Below are 17968 nucleotides of genomic sequence, written 5' to 3'. Positions count from 1 at the left end.
CCCAGCAAACCAAGGTTCGGAGTTCACGATGAAAAAAACGCTAGCAGTGTCCCTGGCCGCCCTGTTCCTGGCCCTGACCGGCCCCGCCCTGGCCGCCGAAAACACCCAGCAGAACAAGATGACCACCTGCAACAAGGACGCCGGCGACCGCAAGGGCGACGACCGCAAGGCCTTCATGAAAGAATGCCTGTCCGCCAAGAAGATGACCCAGCAGGAAAAAATGACCGCCTGCAACAAGGAAGCCACCGGCAAAAAAGGCGACGACCGCAAAGCCTTCATGAAACAGTGCCTGAGTAGTTGATCCCCCCTACGCCCTTCGGGCGCCCCCCAGGGGGCGGCACTGGCGGACCGGCAAAGCCGGATCCGCGGTGCCCTGGATCAAAGCAAGTAAGCGGTGCTTCGCACCGAGATATCCCACGCAGACCCAGGATGCGGTGGATCCGGCTCCGCCGGTCCACCCGCATCGCCCCCTGGGGGGCGCGCGAAGCGCGTAGGGGGGGCTAAACCTGCAGGCTGTATTCCAGCGTGGCCATGCTGGCGGGCATGTCGACCTTGGCGCCCAGGTCGCGCATGGTCGAACCCAGCGCGTGCAGCGTGCGGAACAGATTGTGGGCCCGGCACTGTTCGCCCATCTGGCCGATGCGCACGATGGGCTGCCCGAACGAGCCCGAGATCTCGACCCGGTAGCGTTCGGAGATGTGGGCGCAGATGCCGGTATTGGTCAGGCCTTCCGGCACCGTGATGCCGACCACCGAATTCAGGCGCGAGGCCGGCGGCGCGAACAGGCGCAGGCCCATCGCCTCGATGCCGTTCTGCAGGGCGAAGGACGAGCGCGAATGGCGCGCGAAGCGCACCGGCAGCGTCTCGGCGCAGACCAGGCGCAGCGCCTCGTGCAGCGCCAGCACGCCCGACACCGGCGCGGTGTAGTGGTAAGACCCCTTGTGCCAGAAATTCTCGGCCAGCCTGGCGTCCAGCACCCAGTGGGTGTTGGGCGTCTTGCGCCGGCTGATGTGTTCCCAGGCGTCGTTGGAAAACGCGATCAGCGACACGCCGGGTATCGACGACAGGCCCTTCTGGCCGCCAGTGATGACGGCGTCGATCTGCCAGTCGTCCATCTGCAGCGGCATGGTGCTGAGCGTGCAGACGGCATCGACCACGACCAGGCAGCCGCGCTTCTTGGCGGCCTTGGCGATGGCGGGCAGTTCGCGGTTGAAGACCGTGTTGGAGGTCTCGCCCTGGACGATGGTCAGGACGTCGGGGCGGTGCTGTTCGATCGCCTGTTCCACCTGCTGGGCGGACGCGGCGTGGTTGCCCTCGATTTCCAGCGTGACGACGTCGGCATCCAGGCGTCGGCTCATCTCGGCCATGCGGGCGCTGAAGAAGCCGTTGACCACGCACAACACCTTGCTGCCCGGGGACACCAGGTTGCAGATCGCCATCTCCATCGCGGCCGAACCCGGCCCGGCCACGCCCAGCACCCACTCCGACTGGGTCTGGAACACATAGCCCGCCATCTGCTTGACCTGCGAGATGATGGTCGACATGGTCGCGCCCAGGTGGTTGATGACCACCGAATTGGCGTGGGCCACCACGTCGGGAATGGGCACGGGGCCGGCGCCCATCATCAGCAGGGGATCGTCGGGCAGGATATCGCTCAGCAGGCGCACGCGGGGCGGCTGCGAGTAGACAAGCGGAGGATGGTCGGTCGAGGAAGCGGTGTCAGCGGTTTCTTCGGCGGCGCGAAGCGGACGGGTAGGCATGTTGGATAAACGGCTGTGCGACAGCGTCAATTATAGATTCACCGCGCGTCCGAGCGCCTGCCCCATGCGGAGCCCGCTAAGCGGCCCGAGCGCATCGCTCCAGTCGACCCGGCCGGCGCCGAACAGCAGGACCACGGTCGAACCGAGCTTGAAGCGGCCCATCTCGGCGCCTTTATCCAGCCGGACGGCGCCGTCGTCGTAGCGTGTGGTCACGATGCGCGAGCCGTGCGGGGCGACCTGGCCGCCCCAGACGGTTTCCATGGCGCCCACGATCATCGCGCCCACCAGCACCACGGCCATGGGGCCGAGTTCGGTATCGAACAGGCAGGCCAGGCGTTCGTTGCGCGCGAACAGGCGCGGCACGGACCGGGCCGTGAGCGGGTTGACCGAGAACAGGCGCCCCGGGATGTAGACGGTTTCGCGCAGGGTGCCGGCCACCGGCATGTGCACCCGGTGATAGTCGCGCGGGGAAAGGTAGATGGTGGCGAAGCTGCCATCCTGGTAGGGATCGGCGCGCCGGGCATCGCCGCCCAGCAGTTCCTCGGCGCTGAAATCATGTCCCTTGGCCTGGAAGACGCGGCCGGCGCGGATGGGGCCCAGCTGGCTGATGGCGCCGTCGGCGGGGCACAGGACGGCGTCCGGGGCGGGATCCAGGGGCCGCGCGCCGGGCTTGAGCGCGCGGGTGAAGAAAGCGTTGAAGTGCTCGTAGGCGGTGGGATCGGGCTCCAGGGCCTCGCTCATGTCCACGCCGTACTGGCGGATGAAGCGGGCGATGGCGGGATTCTTCAGGGCGGCGACGCGGCAGTGCGCGAGGCGTCCGAACAGGCTGGAGACGAGCGCCTGGGGCGCGAGATATTGGCCGTAGATGAAAAGCTGGTCTTTGATGGACATGTCGGGGCCTCGCGCGGGCGAGGCAGGTTCGGGTTTGCGCCTGGGATATTACAGCGGTGCGGAGGAGCCGCGCACGACCAGCTCCGGCCGCAGGACGACCGTGGACGTCGTGCCCGGCACGCCGCGCAGACTGTCCAGCAATAAACGGGCCGCCCGGAAGCCCATTTCGTAGTGCAGGATGCGTACGGTGGTCAGGGGAGGGGAGACGCGGTCCATCAGCGGCATGTCGTTGTGCCCGACGACCGACACGTCCTGCGGCACCTTGCGCCCCTGCGCCTGCAAGGCCTGGATCGCGCCCAGCGCGATCAGGTCGTTGGCGGCGACGATGGCGGTGAAAGCGGCCCCGGTGCCCAGCAGCCTGCGCGTGCCTTCCTCGCCAGCATCGCAGGAATAGGCGTCGCATTCGGCGTAGCCGGCCGGCTCCAGCCCGTGCGCGGCCATGGCCTGGCGAAAGCCGGCCTGCCGCAGCGAGCCGGTGGACAGCGCCAGCGGCCCGGACAGGTGGGCGATGCGGCGGTGGCCGATGGATACCAGGTGGTCGACGGCGAGTTTCATGCCCAGCATGTCGTCGCTGACGACGGCGGGCAGGCTGCCGTCTTCGTCGCGGCGGTTGACCAGCACGACCTTGACCTGGTCGCGCACCAGGCGTTCGACCAGCGGGTCGTGCAGGCTGGAGGTCGCGATGATCAGCCCCTCGACCCGCTGGGCCAGCATGCGGTCCGCCGCCTGGTCGGGCGCCTGTTCGTTGCCGGTGTCCGCCACCAGCACGAAGAAGCCTTCGGCCGCCAGCGCCTGTTCGATGCCGCGCAGGATGGGCGGGAACACGGGGTTGGTGATGTCGGGCAGCAATACCCCGACCGTGCCGGAGCGCCCCGTGCGCAGCGCCGACGCCGCGCGGTTGACGCGGTAGTTCAGGGCGCGGGCGGCGGCCTCGACACGGCCCACCACCTCGGGGCTGACCATGTGGCGGCGTTCGGGATCCAGCGCGCGCGAGGCAGTGGTCTTGTGCACCTGGGCATGCAGGGCGATGTCGGCGAGGGTGGCGGCGGAGGAACGCTTGGGCATGGGCGAGATGATAGCGAAGTGCCGGCGCATGGTTCGAGGGAAATCTCCTTGTTGACAAGCGGAACGAACCGGATAAACTTAATGCTATCGATAGCATGAGGTTTTGCCAAATGTTGCCAAGCACTCCCGAATCACTGACGCCTATCGTTGTGCAATCGATGGCAAATACATCCGACGCCCGGGTCAAGGAACTGCTATGCAGCCTGGTCCGGCACCTGCACGCCTTCGTGCTGGAAACCCGCCTGACCGAGGCCGAGTTCGAATATGCGCTGGGCTACATCAACGCCATCGGCCAGGCCACCTGCGACACCAAGAACGAAGCGGTGCTGGTGGCCGACCTGCTGGGGGTGTCGTCGCTGGTGGCGCTGTTGAACAATGCCGACCACCACGGCGAGTCGGACGCCGCGCTGCTGGGCCCGTTCTGGCGCGCCAATTCGCCCAGCCTGGCGCCCGGCGCGTCGCTCGCGGCGCCGGGCACGCCGGGCATCCCGCTGGAGGGCAGCGGGCGGGTGCAGGACCGCGAGGGCCGGCCGGTGGCGGGCGTCACGGTGGACATCTGGCATGCCTCGCCCAGCGGCCTGTACGAAAACCAGGACGAAACCCAGCCCGACATGAACCTGCGCGGCCGCTACACCACCGACGAAGACGGACGCTTCCGCTTCCGCTCGGTGCGGCCGGCGGGCTATCCGGTGCCGGTGGACGGACCGGGCGGCGTGCTGCTGCGCGCCCAGGAACGCCACGAGTTCCGGCCGGCGCACCTGCATTTCATGTTCTCCAAGCCCGGCTACAAGGTCCTGATCACCCAGGTCTATGCCGACGATTCGGAGTTCCTGCACAGCGATCCCACCTTCGGCGTGACGCGCCGGCTGGTCGGCCAGTACCGGGTGGAGCCGCGCCCGGGCGGCGACGTCGCCGTGTTCGACCACTGCTTCACGCTGCTGGAAGGCGAGATGGTCTTCCCGCATCCCCCGATTCCCTGATTTCCCCACGCATTCCCCTAAGGAACACCCCCATGACTCAAGCAACTCCATTCGCGCCGCAAGACCGCCTGGACGGCAAGGTGGCCGTGATCGCCGGCGGCACCGGCGCGATCGGCCATGCCACCGCGCGGCGCCTGGCGGCCCGCGGGGCCCGCTGCGTGCTGCTGCACAACGGCGATCCGGCCGCAGCGGCCCGGGTGGCCGAACTGCCCGGCGAAGGGCACGCCGACGTCGTCGCCTCCATCACCGACAGCCCGGCCCTGAAGGCGGCGGCCGACCGCGTCCGCGCCGAATTCGGCACCTGCCACATCCTGGTCAACAGCGCCGGCTACACCAAGCCCGTGCCCGCGGCCGACCTGGACGCGCTGACCGACGAACTGATCGACGACATCCTGAAGGTCAATTTCCGGGGCGTCTTCTCGACCATCCGCGCTTTCGCGCCCCTGCTCAAGGAAAGCGGCGACGGCCTGATCGTGACGCTGTCGTCCATCGCGGCCTTCACCGGCGTCGGCAGCAACCTGGCCTACGTCGCGGCCAAGGCCAGCGTGGACGTGGTGGGCGAAGCCCTGGCGCGTGTGCTCGCGCCGCAGGTGCGCGTGCTGTCGGTCAGCCCGGGCGTGGTCGATTCCACTTTCGTGCCGGGCCGGGGCGCCGACTTCAACGCCAAGACGGCCGCCACCACGCCGCTGGGCCGCATCGGCACCACCGACGACATCGCCGCCGCCGTGGAAGCCTGCGCCACCTCGCTGCGCTTTGCCACCGGCACCCGCATCGTGGTCGATGGAGGGCGCCACCTGTGAACCCGACCGTCATCACCTGCGCGATCACCGGCAACCTGACCAAGCCGGAGCAGACGCCGCACCTGCCCATCACGCCTGAACAGATCGCCAATTCGGCGCTGGAGGCGGCCCGCGCCGGCGCGGCGCAGGTCCATATCCACGTGCGCGATCCGCAAACCGGCCGGCCCTCGATGGACGTGGGGCTGTACGACGAGGTCATCCGCCGCATCCGGGCCGAGAACCGGGAAGTCATCATCAACCTGACCACCGGCCCGGGCGGCCGCTACGTGCCGAGCGAGGCCGAGCCGCGCGTGGCCGGTCCGGGCACCACGCTGCTGGCGCCGGAAAAACGCGTCGAGCACGTCGCGCGGCTGCGGCCCGACGTCTGCTCGCTGGACCTGAACACCATGAACTCGGGCGCCGAGGTGGTCATCAACACCCCGCGCAACGTGCGCGTCATGGCCGGCGTGATCCGCGAGGCGGGCGTCAAGCCCGAACTGGAGATCTTCGACAGCGGCGACATCCACCTCGCGCGCGACCTGATCGCCGACGGCACGCTGGACGGGCCGGGCATGTGGACCTTCGTCACCGGCGTCAAGTACGGCTTCGAGGCCACGCCCGAGACGCTGCTGTATGCCCGCGGCCTCCTGCCGGCGGGCGCGTTCTGGTCCGCCTTCGGAGTGGGCCGCCACGAGTTCCCGATGCTGGCGGCCGCCTTCGTGTCGGGCGGACATGTCCGCGTGGGCCTGGAAGACAACATCTATCTGTCCCGCGGGGTCCTGGCGCCCAGCAACGCGGCGCTGGTGGAGCGCGCCGCGCGCATCGTGCAGGACCTGGGAGGCAGCGTGGCGACCGCCGGCGAGGCGCGCGACATGCTGGGCCTGCCCATCAGGAATTGAAGGAACCGCTACCGATCATGTCCACCGTCATGCAAGCAACCCAATCTGGACCGGCCGTGCGCGTGCTGGCGAAAGCCGAGTCCGCCGCCCATCTGGCCCCCGCCATCGAAACCCTGGCCATGCCCCGGCCGGCGCCCGACCATGCCATCGTCAAGGTGGCCAGCGCGGCCGTCAATCCCAGCGACGTGAAGGCGGCCATGGGGCTGATGCCGCAGGCCGTCTGGCCGCGCACGCCCGGCCGCGACTTCGCCGGCACGGTGGTGGCGGGCCCCACCGAGTGGATAGGCCGCCGCGTCTGGGGCTCGGGCGGCGACCTGGGCATCACGCGGGACGGCTCGCATGCCGCCTGGCTGACGTTGCCGCTGGCCGCGCTGGAGGAAATGCCCTCGGGCCTGGACTTCGACGCCGCCGGGTCGATAGGCGTGCCGTTCGTGACCGCCCACGAAGGCTTCCAGCGCAGCGGCATGCCGCAACCGGGCCAGGTGGTCGCCGTCATGGGCGCCAACGGCAAGGTGGGGCAGGCCTCGGTACAGCTCGCGGCGCAGGCCGGGGCGCGGGTCATCGCGGTCCAGCGCCGGCCGGGTCCCTATGCCGGCTTCGCCTGCGCGCCCGTCGAGGTGGTGGACGCCAGCCGGGAAGACGTCGCCGCGCGGCTGCGCGAGCTGACGGACGGCCGCGGCGTGGACCTGGTCTACAACACCGTGGGCAGCCCGTACTTCCAGGCCGCCAACCAGGCCATGGCCAAGCGCGCCACGCAGATCTTCATCTCGACGGTCGAGCGCCCCGTGCCGTTCGACATCTTCACGTTCTATCGCGCCATGCACACCTACGTGGGCGTGGACTCGCTGGCCATGGACTGCACCGAGGCGGCCGCACACCTGCGGGCGCTGCGGCCGGGGTTCGAGGCCGGTACGCTGCGGCCTTTTCCGGTGGGCGCCGATGCCGTCTACGCGCTGACCGACGCGCTCGAGGCCTATCGCACGGTAATAGGCGGGTCGGACCAGCGCATCGTGCTGCGGCCGTGGGACGCCGGGGCATGAACGTCACCCGCTATCCCGAGGCCCCGGTCTACGAGGCCCCCAACCACTTCGACATGCGCTGCGTGCGCCTGCAGGGCCGGGAAGCCGGCCCGGCGGAACAGCTGTGGCTGGGCGTCTCGACGCTGGAGCCCGGCGGCCATACCTCGCTGGATGGCTCGCCCATGGAGAAGCACTACGTGGTCCTGGAAGGCGAGCTTGTCGTCGTGAGCGAGCTGGACGGGATACGCCAGGAGGCCACGCTGGGGCGCCTGGATTCCTGCCGCCTCGCGCCCGGGGAAAAACGCCAGTTGATCAACCGCAGCGGCCGGACGGCATCGGTGCTGCTGGCCATGCCATTCAGTCCGCCCGTCCCGGGCTAGCGCCGCCGTTCCATTCGATAAATCAGAGAGGAGACATACCATGCAACGACCTTCCCACGCGCGCCGGACTTCGCTGCGCGTTCTCGCCGCCGCCGCGATGCTGACCGCGGGCGCGAGCGCCCAGGCCCAGGGCAACTGGCCCCAGGGCACGCCCATCCGCTTCGTCGTCCCGTTCACCGCGGGCAGCGGCACCGACGTGGTGGCGCGCTCGATCGCCGACAAGCTGGGCCCCATCCTGGGCGCGCAGATCGTGGTCGAGAACAAGCCCGGCGCGGGCGGCACGCTGGGCGCGGCCCAGGTCGCCAAGGCGCCCGCCGATGGCTACACCCTGCTGATCCACAGCTCGGGCCACCTCGTCAACCCGTCCATCTATCCGAACCTGCCGTACGACACGCTCAAGGACTTCGAGGGCATCACGCCGCTGGCCAGCCTGCCCAACGTGCTGGTGGTCTCGCCCTCGGCGGGGTTCAAGAACCTGGGCGACCTGATCGCCAAGGCCAAGGCCGAGCCCGGCAAGCTGTTCTACGCCTCGGCGGGTAACGGCTCGGCCACGCACATGAACGCGGAGCAGTTCCGCGTGGCGTCCGGCATCGAGGCGGTACACGTGCCGTTCCGCGGGACGCCCGAAGCCATCACCGAGACCATCGCCGGCCGTACGACCTGGTTCTTCGCACCGCTGGTGTCGGCGCTGCCCATGATCAAGGACGGCAAGCTGCAGGCGCTGGCCGTCGGCACCGCCGCGCGCTCGGCCGCGCTGCCCGACGTGCCTTCGATGACCGACTCGAACCTGCCGGCCGCCGCCTACACGTTCTGGGTGGGGCTGTTCGCGCCCGCCAAGACGCCGCAGCCCGTGGTCGACAAGATCCACGCCGGCGTGCTGAAGGTGCTGGAGATGCCCGACATCAAGACCCGCTTCGCCAACCTGGGCGCCACTCCCATGCCGATGGACCAGAAAGCCTTCGAGAAGTATCTGGCCGACGAAACGAAGTCCGCGTCCCGGCTCGTGAAAGCGGCCGGCATCAAGATCGAGTAGGCGAGCGGCGCTTCGCGCCTGTCGTCCGCCAAGAAAAACGGCCTCGCATCTTTCGAAAGCGAGGCCGTTTTCAGTTTCGGAGAAACGCGATCAGTCCAGCATCGGCAGCTTGGCTTCCTCGGCCAGCTTCTTCAGCGAGGCCTGGCCGTCCAGCATGAACTTGGCGAAGTCCTTGCCCACGATCATGTTCAGCTGCGAGCCCATCTGGTCGAACTGTTCGCTCATGCCGGGCTTGGACAGTTCGGTGGTCAGGATGTTGGTGATCTTGGCGATCACCTCGGGCGGGGTGTTGGCCGGCGCGTACAGGCCCAGCCAGGTGGAGAACTGCAACTGGGGATAGCCCAGTTCCACCGTGGTGGGGACGTCCGGCAGGGTGGGCCAGCGCTTGGGACCCATGACGGCCAGCGCGTGGACGCGGCCGCTCTTGGCGTTGGGCGCCACGCTGCCCGGGGAGTCGAACATGGACTGGACCTGTCCGCCTATCAGGTCGTTCATGGCCGGAGCCGCGCCGCGGTAGGGGATGTGCAGCATGTTGGCGCCGACGCCGTGGGCGAACAGTTCACCCGCCAGGTGGTAGCCGGTGCCGTTGCCCGAGGATGCGAAGGTCGTGCCCGGGTGCGACTTCACGTAGGCCACGAAGTCCTTGAAGTCCTTGACCGGCAGCGAATGGGTGGCGACTACCACGTGCGGCGACACGGTCACCGTCATGATGGGCGTGAAGTCCTTGTTCGCGTCGTAGGGCACGGCCTTGCGCAGCACGGGGGCCACCAGGTGCGTGGACGAAGATGTCAGCAGCAGCGTGTAGCCGTCGGCCGGCGACTTGGCGACGAAGCTCGCGCCGATCGCGCCGCCCGCGCCGGTCTTGTTCTCGACGACGGTGGCCTGGCCCCAGTTCTGTTGCAGCTTCTGGGCCAGCAGGCGCGCTACCGTGTCGGTGTTCGTGCCGGGCGGGAACGGGTTGATGATGCGGACGGGGCGGTCGGGGTAGGATCCGGCATGGGCGGGAGCGACGGCCAGGGTGCCCAGCACGAGGGCGGCGGCGAGTGCGCGATACATAGATGAAACAACCTTGAAATGGTAAATGGGCTTTGTGGTCTTATCGTTGCCGCGAGCAACCATCGATTATACGTGCACGGCCTGCACGGCCGGCTCGCGGGTCCTTTCGCTCTGGCGGTCGAGAGCGGCGAGTGCGTGGCCTTGTCCGGCCCGTCCGGCGTGGGCAAGAGCCTGCTGCTGCGCATGATCGCCGACCTCGAACCGGCCCGGGGCCGCGTCGAGCTGGACGGCGTGGACCGCGCTCGCATGCGGGCCCCGGCGTTTCGCCGCCAGGTGACCTATGTCGCGGCCGAGGCGGGGTGGTGGACGGACATCGTGGCCGACCACATGGCGTATCCGGATCGGGCGCGCGAACTGCTGCCGGAACTGGGGCTGGCCGACGCGCTGTTCGTGGCGCCGGTGGCCACGCTGTCGACCGGCCAGCGCCAGCGGCTCGCGCTGGTACGCGCCATCTCGCAGGAGCCGCGCTTCCTGCTGCTGGACGAACCGACCTCGGCCCTGGATCCCGAAGCCACCGCCCGGGTCGAGGCCCTGCTGGCGCGGCTGCGCGCACAGGGCACCGGACTGCTGGTGGTCACGCACGACGCCGCGCAGGCCGCGCGCATCGCCACCCGGCGGCTGCGCATGACGCCCGCGGGACTGGAGAACGAGACGCCATGACCCCCATTTCACTGACCCCGCTGGAATTGGCCATGGCGGCGGTGCTGGTTCTGGCCAGCGCCGCGCTGTCGCTGCGCCTGGCGCTGGGCATCCAGCGTCCGTTGCTGGTGGCGGCGGCGCGCATGGTCGTGCAGTTGATCCTGGTGGGCCTGTTCCTGCGGCAGGTGTTCGCGCTGACTTCGCCCTGGGTGACCGGCGCGGTCGTTGCGCTGATGATCGCCGCGGCCTGCCACGAGGTCGGCTCCAGGCAGGAACGGCGCTTCCAGGGGGCATGGCGCTACGGCGTGGGTGGCGTGCCGGTGGGCATCGCCACGCTGGGCATCGCACTGCTGGCGCTGGCCACGGCGCTGCGTCCCGATCCCTGGTACGACCCGCGCCATGCGATCCCGCTGGCCGGCATCGTGCTGGGCACCGCCATGAACAGCGCCAGCCTGGCCCTGAACGGGGTGTTCACCTCGGTGTCGCGCGAACGGGCGGCCATCGAGGCCCGGCTGGCCCTGGGCGCCGACCGCTACACCGCCTTCCGGGGCGTCATCCGCGGCGCGGTAAGGGCAGGGGTGCTGCCGGTCATGAACCAGATGGCGGCGGCCGGCGTGATCACCATGCCCGGCATCATGACCGGGCAGATCCTGGCCGGCATGGATCCCATCGAGTCGGCCAAGTACCAGATCCTGCTGATGTTCCTGCTGGCCGGGGGCGGTTTCGCGGCATCGGCCGGCTCGGTCTATCTGGCCGTGTGGCGGTTGACGGACGCGCGCGACCGCTTGAGGCTGGAGCGGCTGGTCTCGCGGCCGCGCGGCTGACGCCGCTGCAACCGACCGCTGCAACTGGATACCTTGTCGAGACCGCCTCTTGCGGCCTTGCGCTATGCTTGGCTCGTTGCACACCTGTGCTCGAGGAGCCGACTGAAAATGATGCTCAAACCGCGACGCGAAATTTTCCTGGTCCTGCTGCTGGCGGGTTCGCTGGGCATGACCCCCGCCTTTGCCGATCCACCCAGCGGCAAAGGCAGCGGCAATGCCCATGCGGGAGGCGGCCACGGCGGCGGCAAGGGGCAGGGAAGCAAGGGCCACGGTCAGGGGCAGGGCGACAAGACGTCGGGCAAGGGCGGCGGCTCCAGGCAGGACAAGCGCGCCGGCGGCGACGACCTGGTCCGAGCCGGCATCACCGTCTCGCTGGCCCGGAACTACGCCTCCGACTATCGCGCGGTGGGCTATGGCCCCTTGCCCCCGGGCATACGCAAGAACCTGGCCCGTGGCAAGCCACTGCCGCCGGGCATCGCCAAGAAGGCCGTGCCGTCCGACATGCTGGCCAGGCTGCCGGTCTATCCCGGCTACGAGTGGCGCGTGGCGGGCACGGATCTGATCCTGGTGTCGCTGGCCACCCTGGTCGTGGCCGACGTGCTCGCGGACGTATTCCGCTGACCCGATTGCACAGCATTTCCCAAGCGCTCATTCCCAAGGAGAACAAGGTGCGAAGCCTGATCACTGCCTTCCTCGTCATGCTGGCGGCCACGCTGTCCGGCTGCGGCTACAACGACCTGCAACGCGCGGACGAACAGGTCAAGGCCAGCTGGTCCGAAGTCCTGAACCAGTACCAGCGGCGCGCGGACCTCATCCCCAATCTGGTCAACACGGTCAAGGGCTATGCCAGCCACGAGCAGGACACGCTGACCGCCGTGGTCAACGCCCGCGCGCAAGCCACCGGCATCAACGCCACGCCGGAACTGGTCAACGATCCCGAGGCCTTCGCCAAGTTCGACGCCGCCCAGCAGCAGCTGACCAGCGCGCTGTCGCGCCTGATGGTGGTGGTGGAGCGTTATCCGGACCTCAAGGCCAATGAGAACTTCCGCGACTTGCAGGCGCAGCTCGAAGGCACCGAGAACCGCATCACCGTGGCCCGCAACCGCTATATCAAGTCGGTCCAGGACTACAACGTGATCGTGCGCTCGTTCCCGAGCAACCTGACCGCGAAGGCCTTCGGCTATCCGGTCAAGGCCAATTTCTCGGTGGCCAACGAAAGCGCGATTTCCACGCCGCCGACGGTCGACTTCGGCGGCAACAAGCCCGCGGGCGCGCGATGAGCGCATGGCGGGCCTGGAGACGCGGGGCGGCCGCCTGGCTGGCCGCCGGCGCCGCCGTGCTCTGGCTGGCGGCCGCCCCGGCCCTGGCCGCCAGTGATGGCCTGGTGGCGATTCCGCCGTTCGGCGGGCTGGTCACCGACCTGACCTCGACGCTGACCGCCGAGCAGCGGTCCGGACTGGAACAGCAACTGCGCGCCTTTCAGGAACGCAAGGGCAGCCAGCTCGCCATTCTGGTCGTTCCCAGCACCGCGCCCGAGAGCGTCGAACAGTACTCGCTGCGGGTGGCCGAGGCCTGGAAGCCCGGCCGCAAGAATGTGGACGACGGCGTGCTGTTCCTGGTGGCCAAGGACGACCGGCGGATGCGGATCGAGGTGGGCTATGGCCTGGAAGGCGTGCTGAACGATGCCACCGCCAACCGCATCCTGAACGAGATCGTCACGCCCCGGTTCCGCGAAGGAGACTACTACGGCGGCATTTCCCAGGGCGCCGACCGCATCATGCGGCTCATCGACGGCGAACCGCTGCCGCCGCCTCCCGAGCGCGCCGCGCAGGAAGGCGGCGACCTGGAAGGCATCGCGCCGGTCTTGCTGATCGTCGCGCTGGTGGCGGGCGGCATGCTGCGTCGCGCGCTGGGCAGGCTGCCCGGTGCGCTGGTAACCGGCGGCGTCGTGGGCGGAGCCGCCTGGCTGCTGTCCGGCGCGGTGGCCATCGCGATCGTGGGCGCCCTGCTGGCGTTCTTCTTCACGCTGGTGGGCGGGGGCTTCGCCGGACTGCCCGGCGGCTATGGCGGCAGCCATCGCGGCGGTCGGGGAGGGGGCGGCGGCTTTGGTGGCGGAGGCTTCGGCGGAGGCGGTTTTGGTGGCGGGGGCGGCGGCGGCTTCGGCGGCGGCGGTGCCTCGGGACGGTGGTAGCCATGGCGATCAAACGATTCCTCAAGCATCTGGCGACGACCCGCCGCGCGGCGCACCAGGCCTTCCCGGCCCAGGCGCTGGACCGCATCGAACGGACCATCCGCGAGGTCGAGTCCCGCCATGACGGGCAGATCCGTTTCGTGGTCGAGGCCGCGCTGGACATGGGCCCGCTATGGCAGCAGCAGTCGCCGCGGGAACGGGCGCTGGAAGTCTTCGCGCTGCAAGGCGTGTGGGACACGCCCGGCAACAACGGCATCCTGCTGTACGTGCTGATGGCCGACCATGCGGTCGAGATCGTCTGCGACCGCGGCATCCATGCCTGCGAAAGCGCCGGAACCTGGGAAGCCGTCTGCCGCGGCATCCAGGAAGCGTTCGGCCAGGGCCGCTACGAACAGGGCGTGGTCGATGGCATCACGGCCCTGGGCGCCTCGCTGGCCCGCCACTATCCCGGCGCTTCCCGCGCCAATACGCTGCCCGATCGTCCGCAGATCATGTAGCGGCGTAGGGACGGCCACGTCCCTTTCATGAAAGTGTCACCCATGCCTCCTAGCATTCGCCCAGACGCGAATCGGGAGGCATGATTCCCTGGTTTCCGGAACCGGGATGCCGCCGTCGATTCGACGTTGCAACGCAGCCCTCCTTGGAAACCAGAACAATGTCCGATACGCTACTCAACAGTTCGCGCCGCCAGGCGCTGAAGTTCCTGGCCGGCGCGCCCGCCATGCTGCCTCTCGGGACGGTTACCGCGTCCCTGCTGGCCGCTTGCGGCGGGGACGACGACCCCATCACGCCCACGCCGCAACCGTCCGCGGATTTCGTGTCGGCCTCGTTCACATCCACGCCCGCGCCGTCGCTGTCCAATCCGGCCGCCATGGCCACGACCACCGTGAATTCCACGCTGACCGTCAAGCTGAGCGACGGCAGTTCGCACGCCTACAAGCTGGCGTACCAGCCGTTCTTCATCACCGGCGACATGGTCTCGGACGGCAAGGGCGGCAAGATCCTGGCCGGCGGCTACGTCGACATCAACAACCAGCCGATCATCGACAAGTCGGTGGCGGGCAAGGAACGCCAGATCTTCTCGGACTCGCCCGACGGCACCTCGCTGCTCGCGCTGTCCAACGCCAACGTGGCGGGCATCAAGGGCAAGGCCGTGTTCGCCGTGGTGCAGTTCGAGTACACGACGCGCGACCAGAGCGGCGCCGACACCTACGGCACGCTGCCGTCGCCCATTGCCGTGCTGACCCTGGACCAGGATCAGGCCACGGGCAAGCTGAGCCTGGTCAAGTACCACAACGTCGACACCTCGTCGGCGCATGGCCTGTGGATCACCTGTGGCGCCAGCCTGTCGCCCTGGAACACCCATCTGTCCAGCGAAGAGTACGAACCCGACGCGCCGTTCGTCGCCACCAACGCCCAGTTCAAGGCCTTCAGCAAGAACGTGTACGGCGACGAGACCCGGGCCCGTCCCTACCACTACGGCCACATTCCCGAAGTGACGGTGAACCCCGACGGCACGGGCTCGATCAAGAAGCATTACTGCATGGGCCGGATCTCGCACGAGCTGATTCAGGTCATGCCCGACAACCGCACGGTGCTGATGGGCGACGACGCCACCAACAGCGGCCTGTTCGTGTTCGTGGCCGACAAGGAGAAGGATCTGTCGGCGGGCACGCTGTACGTCGCCAAGCTGGGGGCCGGCTTCTCGGTCGATCCGGCCGCCGCGGGCGCCAGCCTGAGCTGGATCAAGCTGGGCCACGCCACCAGCGCGGAAATCGAGCAGTTGGCCAATACCCTCGACCCCGAGGACATCATGACCGTGCTCAAGGCCGATCCCTCGGACGCGACCTACACGAAGATCTTCTCGAACGGCGCGGCCAACTGGATCAAGATCAAGCCAGGCATGGAGAAGGCCGCGGCCTTCCTGGAGACCCACCGCTACGCCTACCTGGCGGGCGGCAGCATGGGCTTCACCAAGATGGAGGGCACCACCGTCAACGCCAAGGACAAGGTCGCCTACTCGGCCCTGCAGAACATCCAGGACTCCATGGTCAAAGGCAGCGCCAAGGGCTGGAACGAGCAAAGCGGCATCGCGCTGGAAAAGGCGTTGATCGCCGGCGGCGTGCTCGCCCATACCCTGGCCGGCGGCCAGAAGGACCAGTCCGGCGCGGCCATCAACAGCGAATGGATGCCGGTGCACACCAGGATGCTGCTGGTGGGCGAGGACATCTCCGCCGACGCGCTGGGCAACAAGGCCAACCCCGAGCGGGTCGCCAATCCCGACAACCTGAAGTTCTCGGAAAAGCTGCGCACGCTGTTCATCGGCGAGGACAGCGGCTCGCACGTGAACAACTTCCTGTGGGCCTACAACGTCGACACCAAGTCGCTGTCGCGGCTGCTGTCGGTGCCCGCGGGCGGCGAGTCGACCGGCCTGCACGCAGTGGACGAGATCAACGGCTGGACCTACATCATGAGCAACTTCCAGCACGCCGGCGACTGGAGCTCGCTGCACGACAAGGTCAAGGACACGCTGGACCCGCTGATCCGCAGCAACTACAAGGACCGTTTCGGCGCGGCGGTAGGCTACCTGACGGCCGATCCCACGAGCATCAAGCTCAAGGGTTGACGGCAGTGCCCGGGCCGGCGTCGCCGCCGGTCTCGGGCAGCCGGACCAGCAGCACGGGCACCGGCGCCTCGCGCAGGATCTTCTCGGCGCTGCTGCCCAGCACCATGCGGGGCAGGCCGCGCCGGCCGTGCGTGCCGATCACGATCAGGTCGGCCGGCCACTTGCGTGCTTCCTGGATGACCAGTTCGTGCACCGGGCCGGCGAAATTGTCGTGCAGCACGGTGTCCGCCTCGACGCCGGCGGCCTTCGCCCTGGCCTCGGCCTGCTGGACCAGTTCGGCGCCGTTGGCGCGCAGGACGTTGATCCAGTCGGAGTAGGCGGCGTAGGCGCCCATGGAGCCGGCCAGCGACAACTCGTCGATCACGTGCATCAGGCGCAACCGGCCCTTGGTCAGGGCCGCGATGCGCAGGGCCTCGTCCAGGCCGCGGTTGGAGGTGGGGCTGCCGTCGACGGGAACGAGTATGCGCTGGTACATGGGATGCTCCTGGAATGGCGGGTGACCGGTCCGGTCAGAAATAGAAGGAAACCTCGGCGCGTCCCGAGGCGGGAACGCGAACCTGGCGGCTTTGCCTGGCCGATCCGTATTCGGCATCGATCCGGTAGTTGCCCGGCGCGAGCCTGGCCAACAGGTAAGGGCCCTGGGTGGTCAAGGACAGGACGTCCTTGCCGCCGCTGTCGTGGATGGCCACGCGCACGTCGGCCACATATTCGCCGCTCTTGGCGGCCGCCAGCATGCGCAGGCTGTAGTCCTTGGCCATGGCGCGGATGGCGGTCGATTCGTCCTGGCCCACGCCGCCCGTTACATAGGCGATGCCGTTCTGCTCGCCCTTGTCCATCGCCTGGCCGGCCAGCGGCCATGCAGCCGCCAGCGCAAGCGCCAGGGGCGCCGCCCATCGTAGATTCTGCTTCATGGTGCTGCTCCTTGCCGATCCCCGGGCCCTCCAGGCCCGTGGATCAATGGGAAAACAGGACCGGCACGGTCATCGACTCCAACAGGGTTCGTGTCGTGCCGCCCAGGACTGCCTCCCGCACGCGGCTGTGGCCGTAGGCGCCCATCACGATCAGGTCGCAGGCGTTGTCTGCGGCCGCGTTCAGGATGCAATTGCCTATCCCTATCCTCGCGCTCTCGCGCACGGTTTCCTGCGGGATGGGATATTGCCGCCCGGCGCAGTAGGCCAGGAAATCGGCCCGCTTGACCTGGGCGGCCTGCTCCGGTTCGGACGGCGGGTCGACCCGCAGCGCGAACAGTTCGGAGGCTTCTTCCAGGATGGGACCGGCATCGGCCAGCGCGCGAGCCGATTCGCGCCGTTCGTCCCAGCAGAACAGCACGCGGCGGCCGATGGCGTTCAATTCGCCCACCGACGGCAGTATCAGGACGGGGCGGCCCGCGCCCAGCATCACGGCGGCAATGAGGACCGGCATCTGCTGCGGGCCCGGATCGGCGTCGTCGGGCTGGCCCATCACCAGCAGATCGCAATAGCGGGCCTGCTCGCTCAGGACGTTCTCGGCCAGGCCGTTGCCGGTGCGCCAGTGCGCCGTCACGCCGGTCTCGCCGGCGACTTCCTGCAGCAGCGCCTCGGTGGCGGCGCGGTCGTCGTCCACGCGCTGGCGCAGCATGCGATTGACGTCGTCGGAAACGAAGAAACCTTCGTAGAGATAGGGAAGGGGGCGGCCGAAGCTGGCGTGGATGCCGACCAGCGTGGCATCGTGCTCGGCGGCCAGTTGCGCGGCGGCGCGCACGCGCCGCCTGCAGCCCCGGTCCAGATCCAGATGAACTGCGATACGTCCCAGCATATGCGCCTCCAGCCGTGAGTGGATGACTCCAT

General features: G+C 68.7%; 21 protein-coding genes. 14 read left to right on the top strand and 7 right to left on the bottom strand.

Annotation, left to right across the window (positions count from 1 at the left end):
* Positions 1-28: 28 nt before the first annotated feature.
* Entirely contained in the window at positions 29-301 is a 273-nt protein-coding gene (locus EGT29_RS13885; RefSeq protein ID WP_124689547.1) for a PsiF family protein, read from the top strand.
* Between the two features lie 199 nt (positions 302-500).
* Here the strand turns inward: EGT29_RS13885 and EGT29_RS13880 are convergent, their stop codons facing one another.
* Genes EGT29_RS13880 through EGT29_RS13870 form a run of 3 tightly spaced genes read right to left on the bottom strand, consistent with a single transcriptional unit; the run spans position 501 to position 3746 of the window.
* Positions 501-1760, bottom strand: a complete 1260-nt coding sequence (locus EGT29_RS13880; RefSeq protein WP_124689546.1) for an alanine--glyoxylate aminotransferase family protein — start codon at positions 1758-1760, stop codon at positions 501-503.
* Positions 1761-1790: 30 nt separating this feature from the next.
* Positions 1791-2651, bottom strand: a complete 861-nt coding sequence (gene asd, locus EGT29_RS13875; RefSeq protein WP_124689545.1) for an archaetidylserine decarboxylase — start codon at positions 2649-2651, stop codon at positions 1791-1793.
* Between the two features lie 48 nt (positions 2652-2699).
* Positions 2700-3746 (bottom strand): LacI family DNA-binding transcriptional regulator, encoded by a 1047-nt coding sequence (locus tag EGT29_RS13870; RefSeq protein ID WP_238160407.1) that lies wholly within the window; start codon positions 3744-3746, stop codon positions 2700-2702.
* Positions 3747-3874: 128 nt separating this feature from the next.
* On the opposite strand from EGT29_RS13870, the gene EGT29_RS13865 reads away from it, so the two are divergent.
* Genes EGT29_RS13865 through EGT29_RS13840 form a run of 6 tightly spaced genes read left to right on the top strand, consistent with a single transcriptional unit; the run spans position 3875 to position 8806 of the window.
* Positions 3875-4696, top strand: a complete 822-nt coding sequence (locus EGT29_RS13865) for a dioxygenase (protein ID WP_238160405.1) — start codon at positions 3875-3877, stop codon at positions 4694-4696.
* A 32-nt stretch (positions 4697-4728) separates the two neighbouring features.
* Positions 4729-5496: an SDR family NAD(P)-dependent oxidoreductase gene (locus EGT29_RS13860; protein ID WP_124689543.1), complete on the top strand. Its 768-nt coding sequence runs from the start codon at positions 4729-4731 to the stop codon at positions 5494-5496.
* Complete coding sequence (locus EGT29_RS13855; protein ID WP_124689542.1) at positions 5493-6374, top strand: 3-keto-5-aminohexanoate cleavage protein; 882 nt, start codon at positions 5493-5495, stop codon at positions 6372-6374. Before EGT29_RS13860 ends, EGT29_RS13855 begins: the two co-directional genes overlap by 4 nt.
* Positions 6375-6391: 17 nt before the next feature.
* Positions 6392-7414, top strand: coding sequence for a zinc-binding alcohol dehydrogenase family protein (locus EGT29_RS13850; protein ID WP_238160404.1), 1023 nt, complete (start codon positions 6392-6394; stop codon positions 7412-7414).
* Positions 7411-7773 carry a cupin domain-containing protein gene (locus tag EGT29_RS13845; protein ID WP_124689541.1) on the top strand — a complete coding sequence of 121 codons (363 nt, stop codon included), beginning with the start codon at positions 7411-7413 and terminating at the stop codon, positions 7771-7773. The genes EGT29_RS13850 and EGT29_RS13845 overlap by 4 nt, the downstream gene beginning before the upstream one ends.
* 40 nt (positions 7774-7813) lie before the next feature.
* A complete protein-coding gene (locus EGT29_RS13840; protein WP_124689540.1) occupies positions 7814-8806 on the top strand; it encodes a tripartite tricarboxylate transporter substrate binding protein in 993 nt (330 codons plus the stop codon).
* A 90-nt stretch (positions 8807-8896) separates the two neighbouring features.
* Here EGT29_RS13840 and EGT29_RS13835 read toward each other — a convergent pair whose 3' ends face one another.
* Positions 8897-9862 carry a tripartite tricarboxylate transporter substrate binding protein gene (locus EGT29_RS13835; RefSeq protein WP_161567819.1) on the bottom strand — a complete coding sequence of 322 codons (966 nt, stop codon included), beginning with the start codon at positions 9860-9862 and terminating at the stop codon, positions 8897-8899.
* Between the two features lie 72 nt (positions 9863-9934).
* Between EGT29_RS13835 and EGT29_RS13830 the strand changes: the two genes are divergently transcribed.
* From EGT29_RS13830 to EGT29_RS13800, 7 genes are all read left to right on the top strand, one after another.
* Positions 9935-10522 (top strand): ATP-binding cassette domain-containing protein, encoded by a 588-nt coding sequence (locus EGT29_RS13830; RefSeq protein ID WP_238160402.1) that lies wholly within the window; start codon positions 9935-9937, stop codon positions 10520-10522.
* Positions 10519-11325 carry an ABC transporter permease gene (locus EGT29_RS13825; protein ID WP_124689537.1) on the top strand — a complete coding sequence of 269 codons (807 nt, stop codon included), beginning with the start codon at positions 10519-10521 and terminating at the stop codon, positions 11323-11325. The genes EGT29_RS13830 and EGT29_RS13825 overlap by 4 nt, the downstream gene beginning before the upstream one ends.
* A 108-nt stretch (positions 11326-11433) precedes the next feature.
* The gene (locus EGT29_RS13820; RefSeq protein ID WP_370283002.1) at positions 11434-11946 is read left to right on the top strand and encodes an anti-virulence regulator CigR family protein; all 513 of its coding nucleotides are present in this window, start codon (positions 11434-11436) and stop codon (positions 11944-11946) included.
* A 77-nt stretch (positions 11947-12023) separates the two neighbouring features.
* A complete protein-coding gene (locus EGT29_RS13815) occupies positions 12024-12605 on the top strand; it encodes a LemA family protein (protein WP_087840287.1) in 582 nt (193 codons plus the stop codon).
* The gene (locus EGT29_RS13810) at positions 12602-13516 is read left to right on the top strand and encodes a YgcG family protein (RefSeq protein ID WP_124689536.1); all 915 of its coding nucleotides are present in this window, start codon (positions 12602-12604) and stop codon (positions 13514-13516) included. The genes EGT29_RS13815 and EGT29_RS13810 overlap by 4 nt, the downstream gene beginning before the upstream one ends.
* Before the next feature lie 2 nt (positions 13517-13518).
* Entirely contained in the window at positions 13519-14013 is a 495-nt protein-coding gene (locus EGT29_RS13805; RefSeq protein WP_124689535.1) for a TPM domain-containing protein, read from the top strand.
* A 158-nt stretch (positions 14014-14171) separates the two neighbouring features.
* Entirely contained in the window at positions 14172-16142 is a 1971-nt protein-coding gene (locus EGT29_RS13800; protein WP_124689534.1) for a PhoX family phosphatase, read from the top strand.
* On the opposite strand, the gene EGT29_RS13795 is transcribed toward EGT29_RS13800, so the two are convergent.
* From EGT29_RS13795 to EGT29_RS13785, 3 genes are read right to left on the bottom strand one after another with little or no spacing between them, the layout of a single operon-like run.
* Complete coding sequence (locus tag EGT29_RS13795) at positions 16132-16617, bottom strand: universal stress protein (protein ID WP_124689533.1); 486 nt, start codon at positions 16615-16617, stop codon at positions 16132-16134. The two genes, EGT29_RS13800 and EGT29_RS13795, sit on opposite strands and share 11 nt — an antisense overlap.
* Before the next feature lie 34 nt (positions 16618-16651).
* Positions 16652-17053 (bottom strand): carboxypeptidase-like regulatory domain-containing protein, encoded by a 402-nt coding sequence (locus EGT29_RS13790; RefSeq protein ID WP_124689532.1) that lies wholly within the window; start codon positions 17051-17053, stop codon positions 16652-16654.
* Positions 17054-17096: 43 nt separating this feature from the next.
* A complete protein-coding gene (locus EGT29_RS13785; protein ID WP_124689531.1) occupies positions 17097-17936 on the bottom strand; it encodes a universal stress protein in 840 nt (279 codons plus the stop codon).
* Positions 17937-17968: the final 32 nt, after the last annotated feature.

Origin of the sequence: Pigmentiphaga sp. H8 (genome assembly GCF_003854895.1) — a bacterium.
Lineage (GTDB): Bacteria > Pseudomonadota > Gammaproteobacteria > Burkholderiales > Burkholderiaceae_B > Pigmentiphaga.
The sequence above is the reverse complement of the archived record's forward strand: the minus strand, read 5'-3'. Positions and strand labels throughout refer to the sequence as shown.

Coding starts and splice junctions, on each gene's coding strand:
- EGT29_RS13885 (WP_124689547.1), top strand. CDS start 29: ATGAAAAAAACGCTAGCAGTGTCCCTGGCCGCCCTGTTCCTGGCCCTG.
- EGT29_RS13880 (WP_124689546.1), bottom strand. CDS start 1,760: ATGCCTACCCGTCCGCTTCGCGCCGCCGAAGAAACCGCTGACACCGCT.
- asd (WP_124689545.1), bottom strand. CDS start 2,651: ATGTCCATCAAAGACCAGCTTTTCATCTACGGCCAATATCTCGCGCCC.
- EGT29_RS13870 (WP_238160407.1), bottom strand. CDS start 3,746: ATGCGCCGGCACTTCGCTATCATCTCGCCCATGCCCAAGCGTTCCTCC.
- EGT29_RS13865 (WP_238160405.1), top strand. CDS start 3,875: ATGGCAAATACATCCGACGCCCGGGTCAAGGAACTGCTATGCAGCCTG.
- EGT29_RS13860 (WP_124689543.1), top strand. CDS start 4,729: ATGACTCAAGCAACTCCATTCGCGCCGCAAGACCGCCTGGACGGCAAG.
- EGT29_RS13850 (WP_238160404.1), top strand. CDS start 6,392: ATGTCCACCGTCATGCAAGCAACCCAATCTGGACCGGCCGTGCGCGTG.
- EGT29_RS13845 (WP_124689541.1), top strand. CDS start 7,411: ATGAACGTCACCCGCTATCCCGAGGCCCCGGTCTACGAGGCCCCCAAC.
- EGT29_RS13840 (WP_124689540.1), top strand. CDS start 7,814: ATGCAACGACCTTCCCACGCGCGCCGGACTTCGCTGCGCGTTCTCGCC.
- EGT29_RS13835 (WP_161567819.1), bottom strand. CDS start 9,862: ATGTATCGCGCACTCGCCGCCGCCCTCGTGCTGGGCACCCTGGCCGTC.
- EGT29_RS13825 (WP_124689537.1), top strand. CDS start 10,519: ATGACCCCCATTTCACTGACCCCGCTGGAATTGGCCATGGCGGCGGTG.
- EGT29_RS13820 (WP_370283002.1), top strand. CDS start 11,434: ATGATGCTCAAACCGCGACGCGAAATTTTCCTGGTCCTGCTGCTGGCG.
- EGT29_RS13815 (WP_087840287.1), top strand. CDS start 12,024: ATGCTGGCGGCCACGCTGTCCGGCTGCGGCTACAACGACCTGCAACGC.
- EGT29_RS13810 (WP_124689536.1), top strand. CDS start 12,602: ATGAGCGCATGGCGGGCCTGGAGACGCGGGGCGGCCGCCTGGCTGGCC.
- EGT29_RS13805 (WP_124689535.1), top strand. CDS start 13,519: ATGGCGATCAAACGATTCCTCAAGCATCTGGCGACGACCCGCCGCGCG.
- EGT29_RS13800 (WP_124689534.1), top strand. CDS start 14,172: ATGTCCGATACGCTACTCAACAGTTCGCGCCGCCAGGCGCTGAAGTTC.
- EGT29_RS13795 (WP_124689533.1), bottom strand. CDS start 16,617: ATGTACCAGCGCATACTCGTTCCCGTCGACGGCAGCCCCACCTCCAAC.
- EGT29_RS13790 (WP_124689532.1), bottom strand. CDS start 17,053: ATGAAGCAGAATCTACGATGGGCGGCGCCCCTGGCGCTTGCGCTGGCG.
- EGT29_RS13785 (WP_124689531.1), bottom strand. CDS start 17,936: ATGCTGGGACGTATCGCAGTTCATCTGGATCTGGACCGGGGCTGCAGG.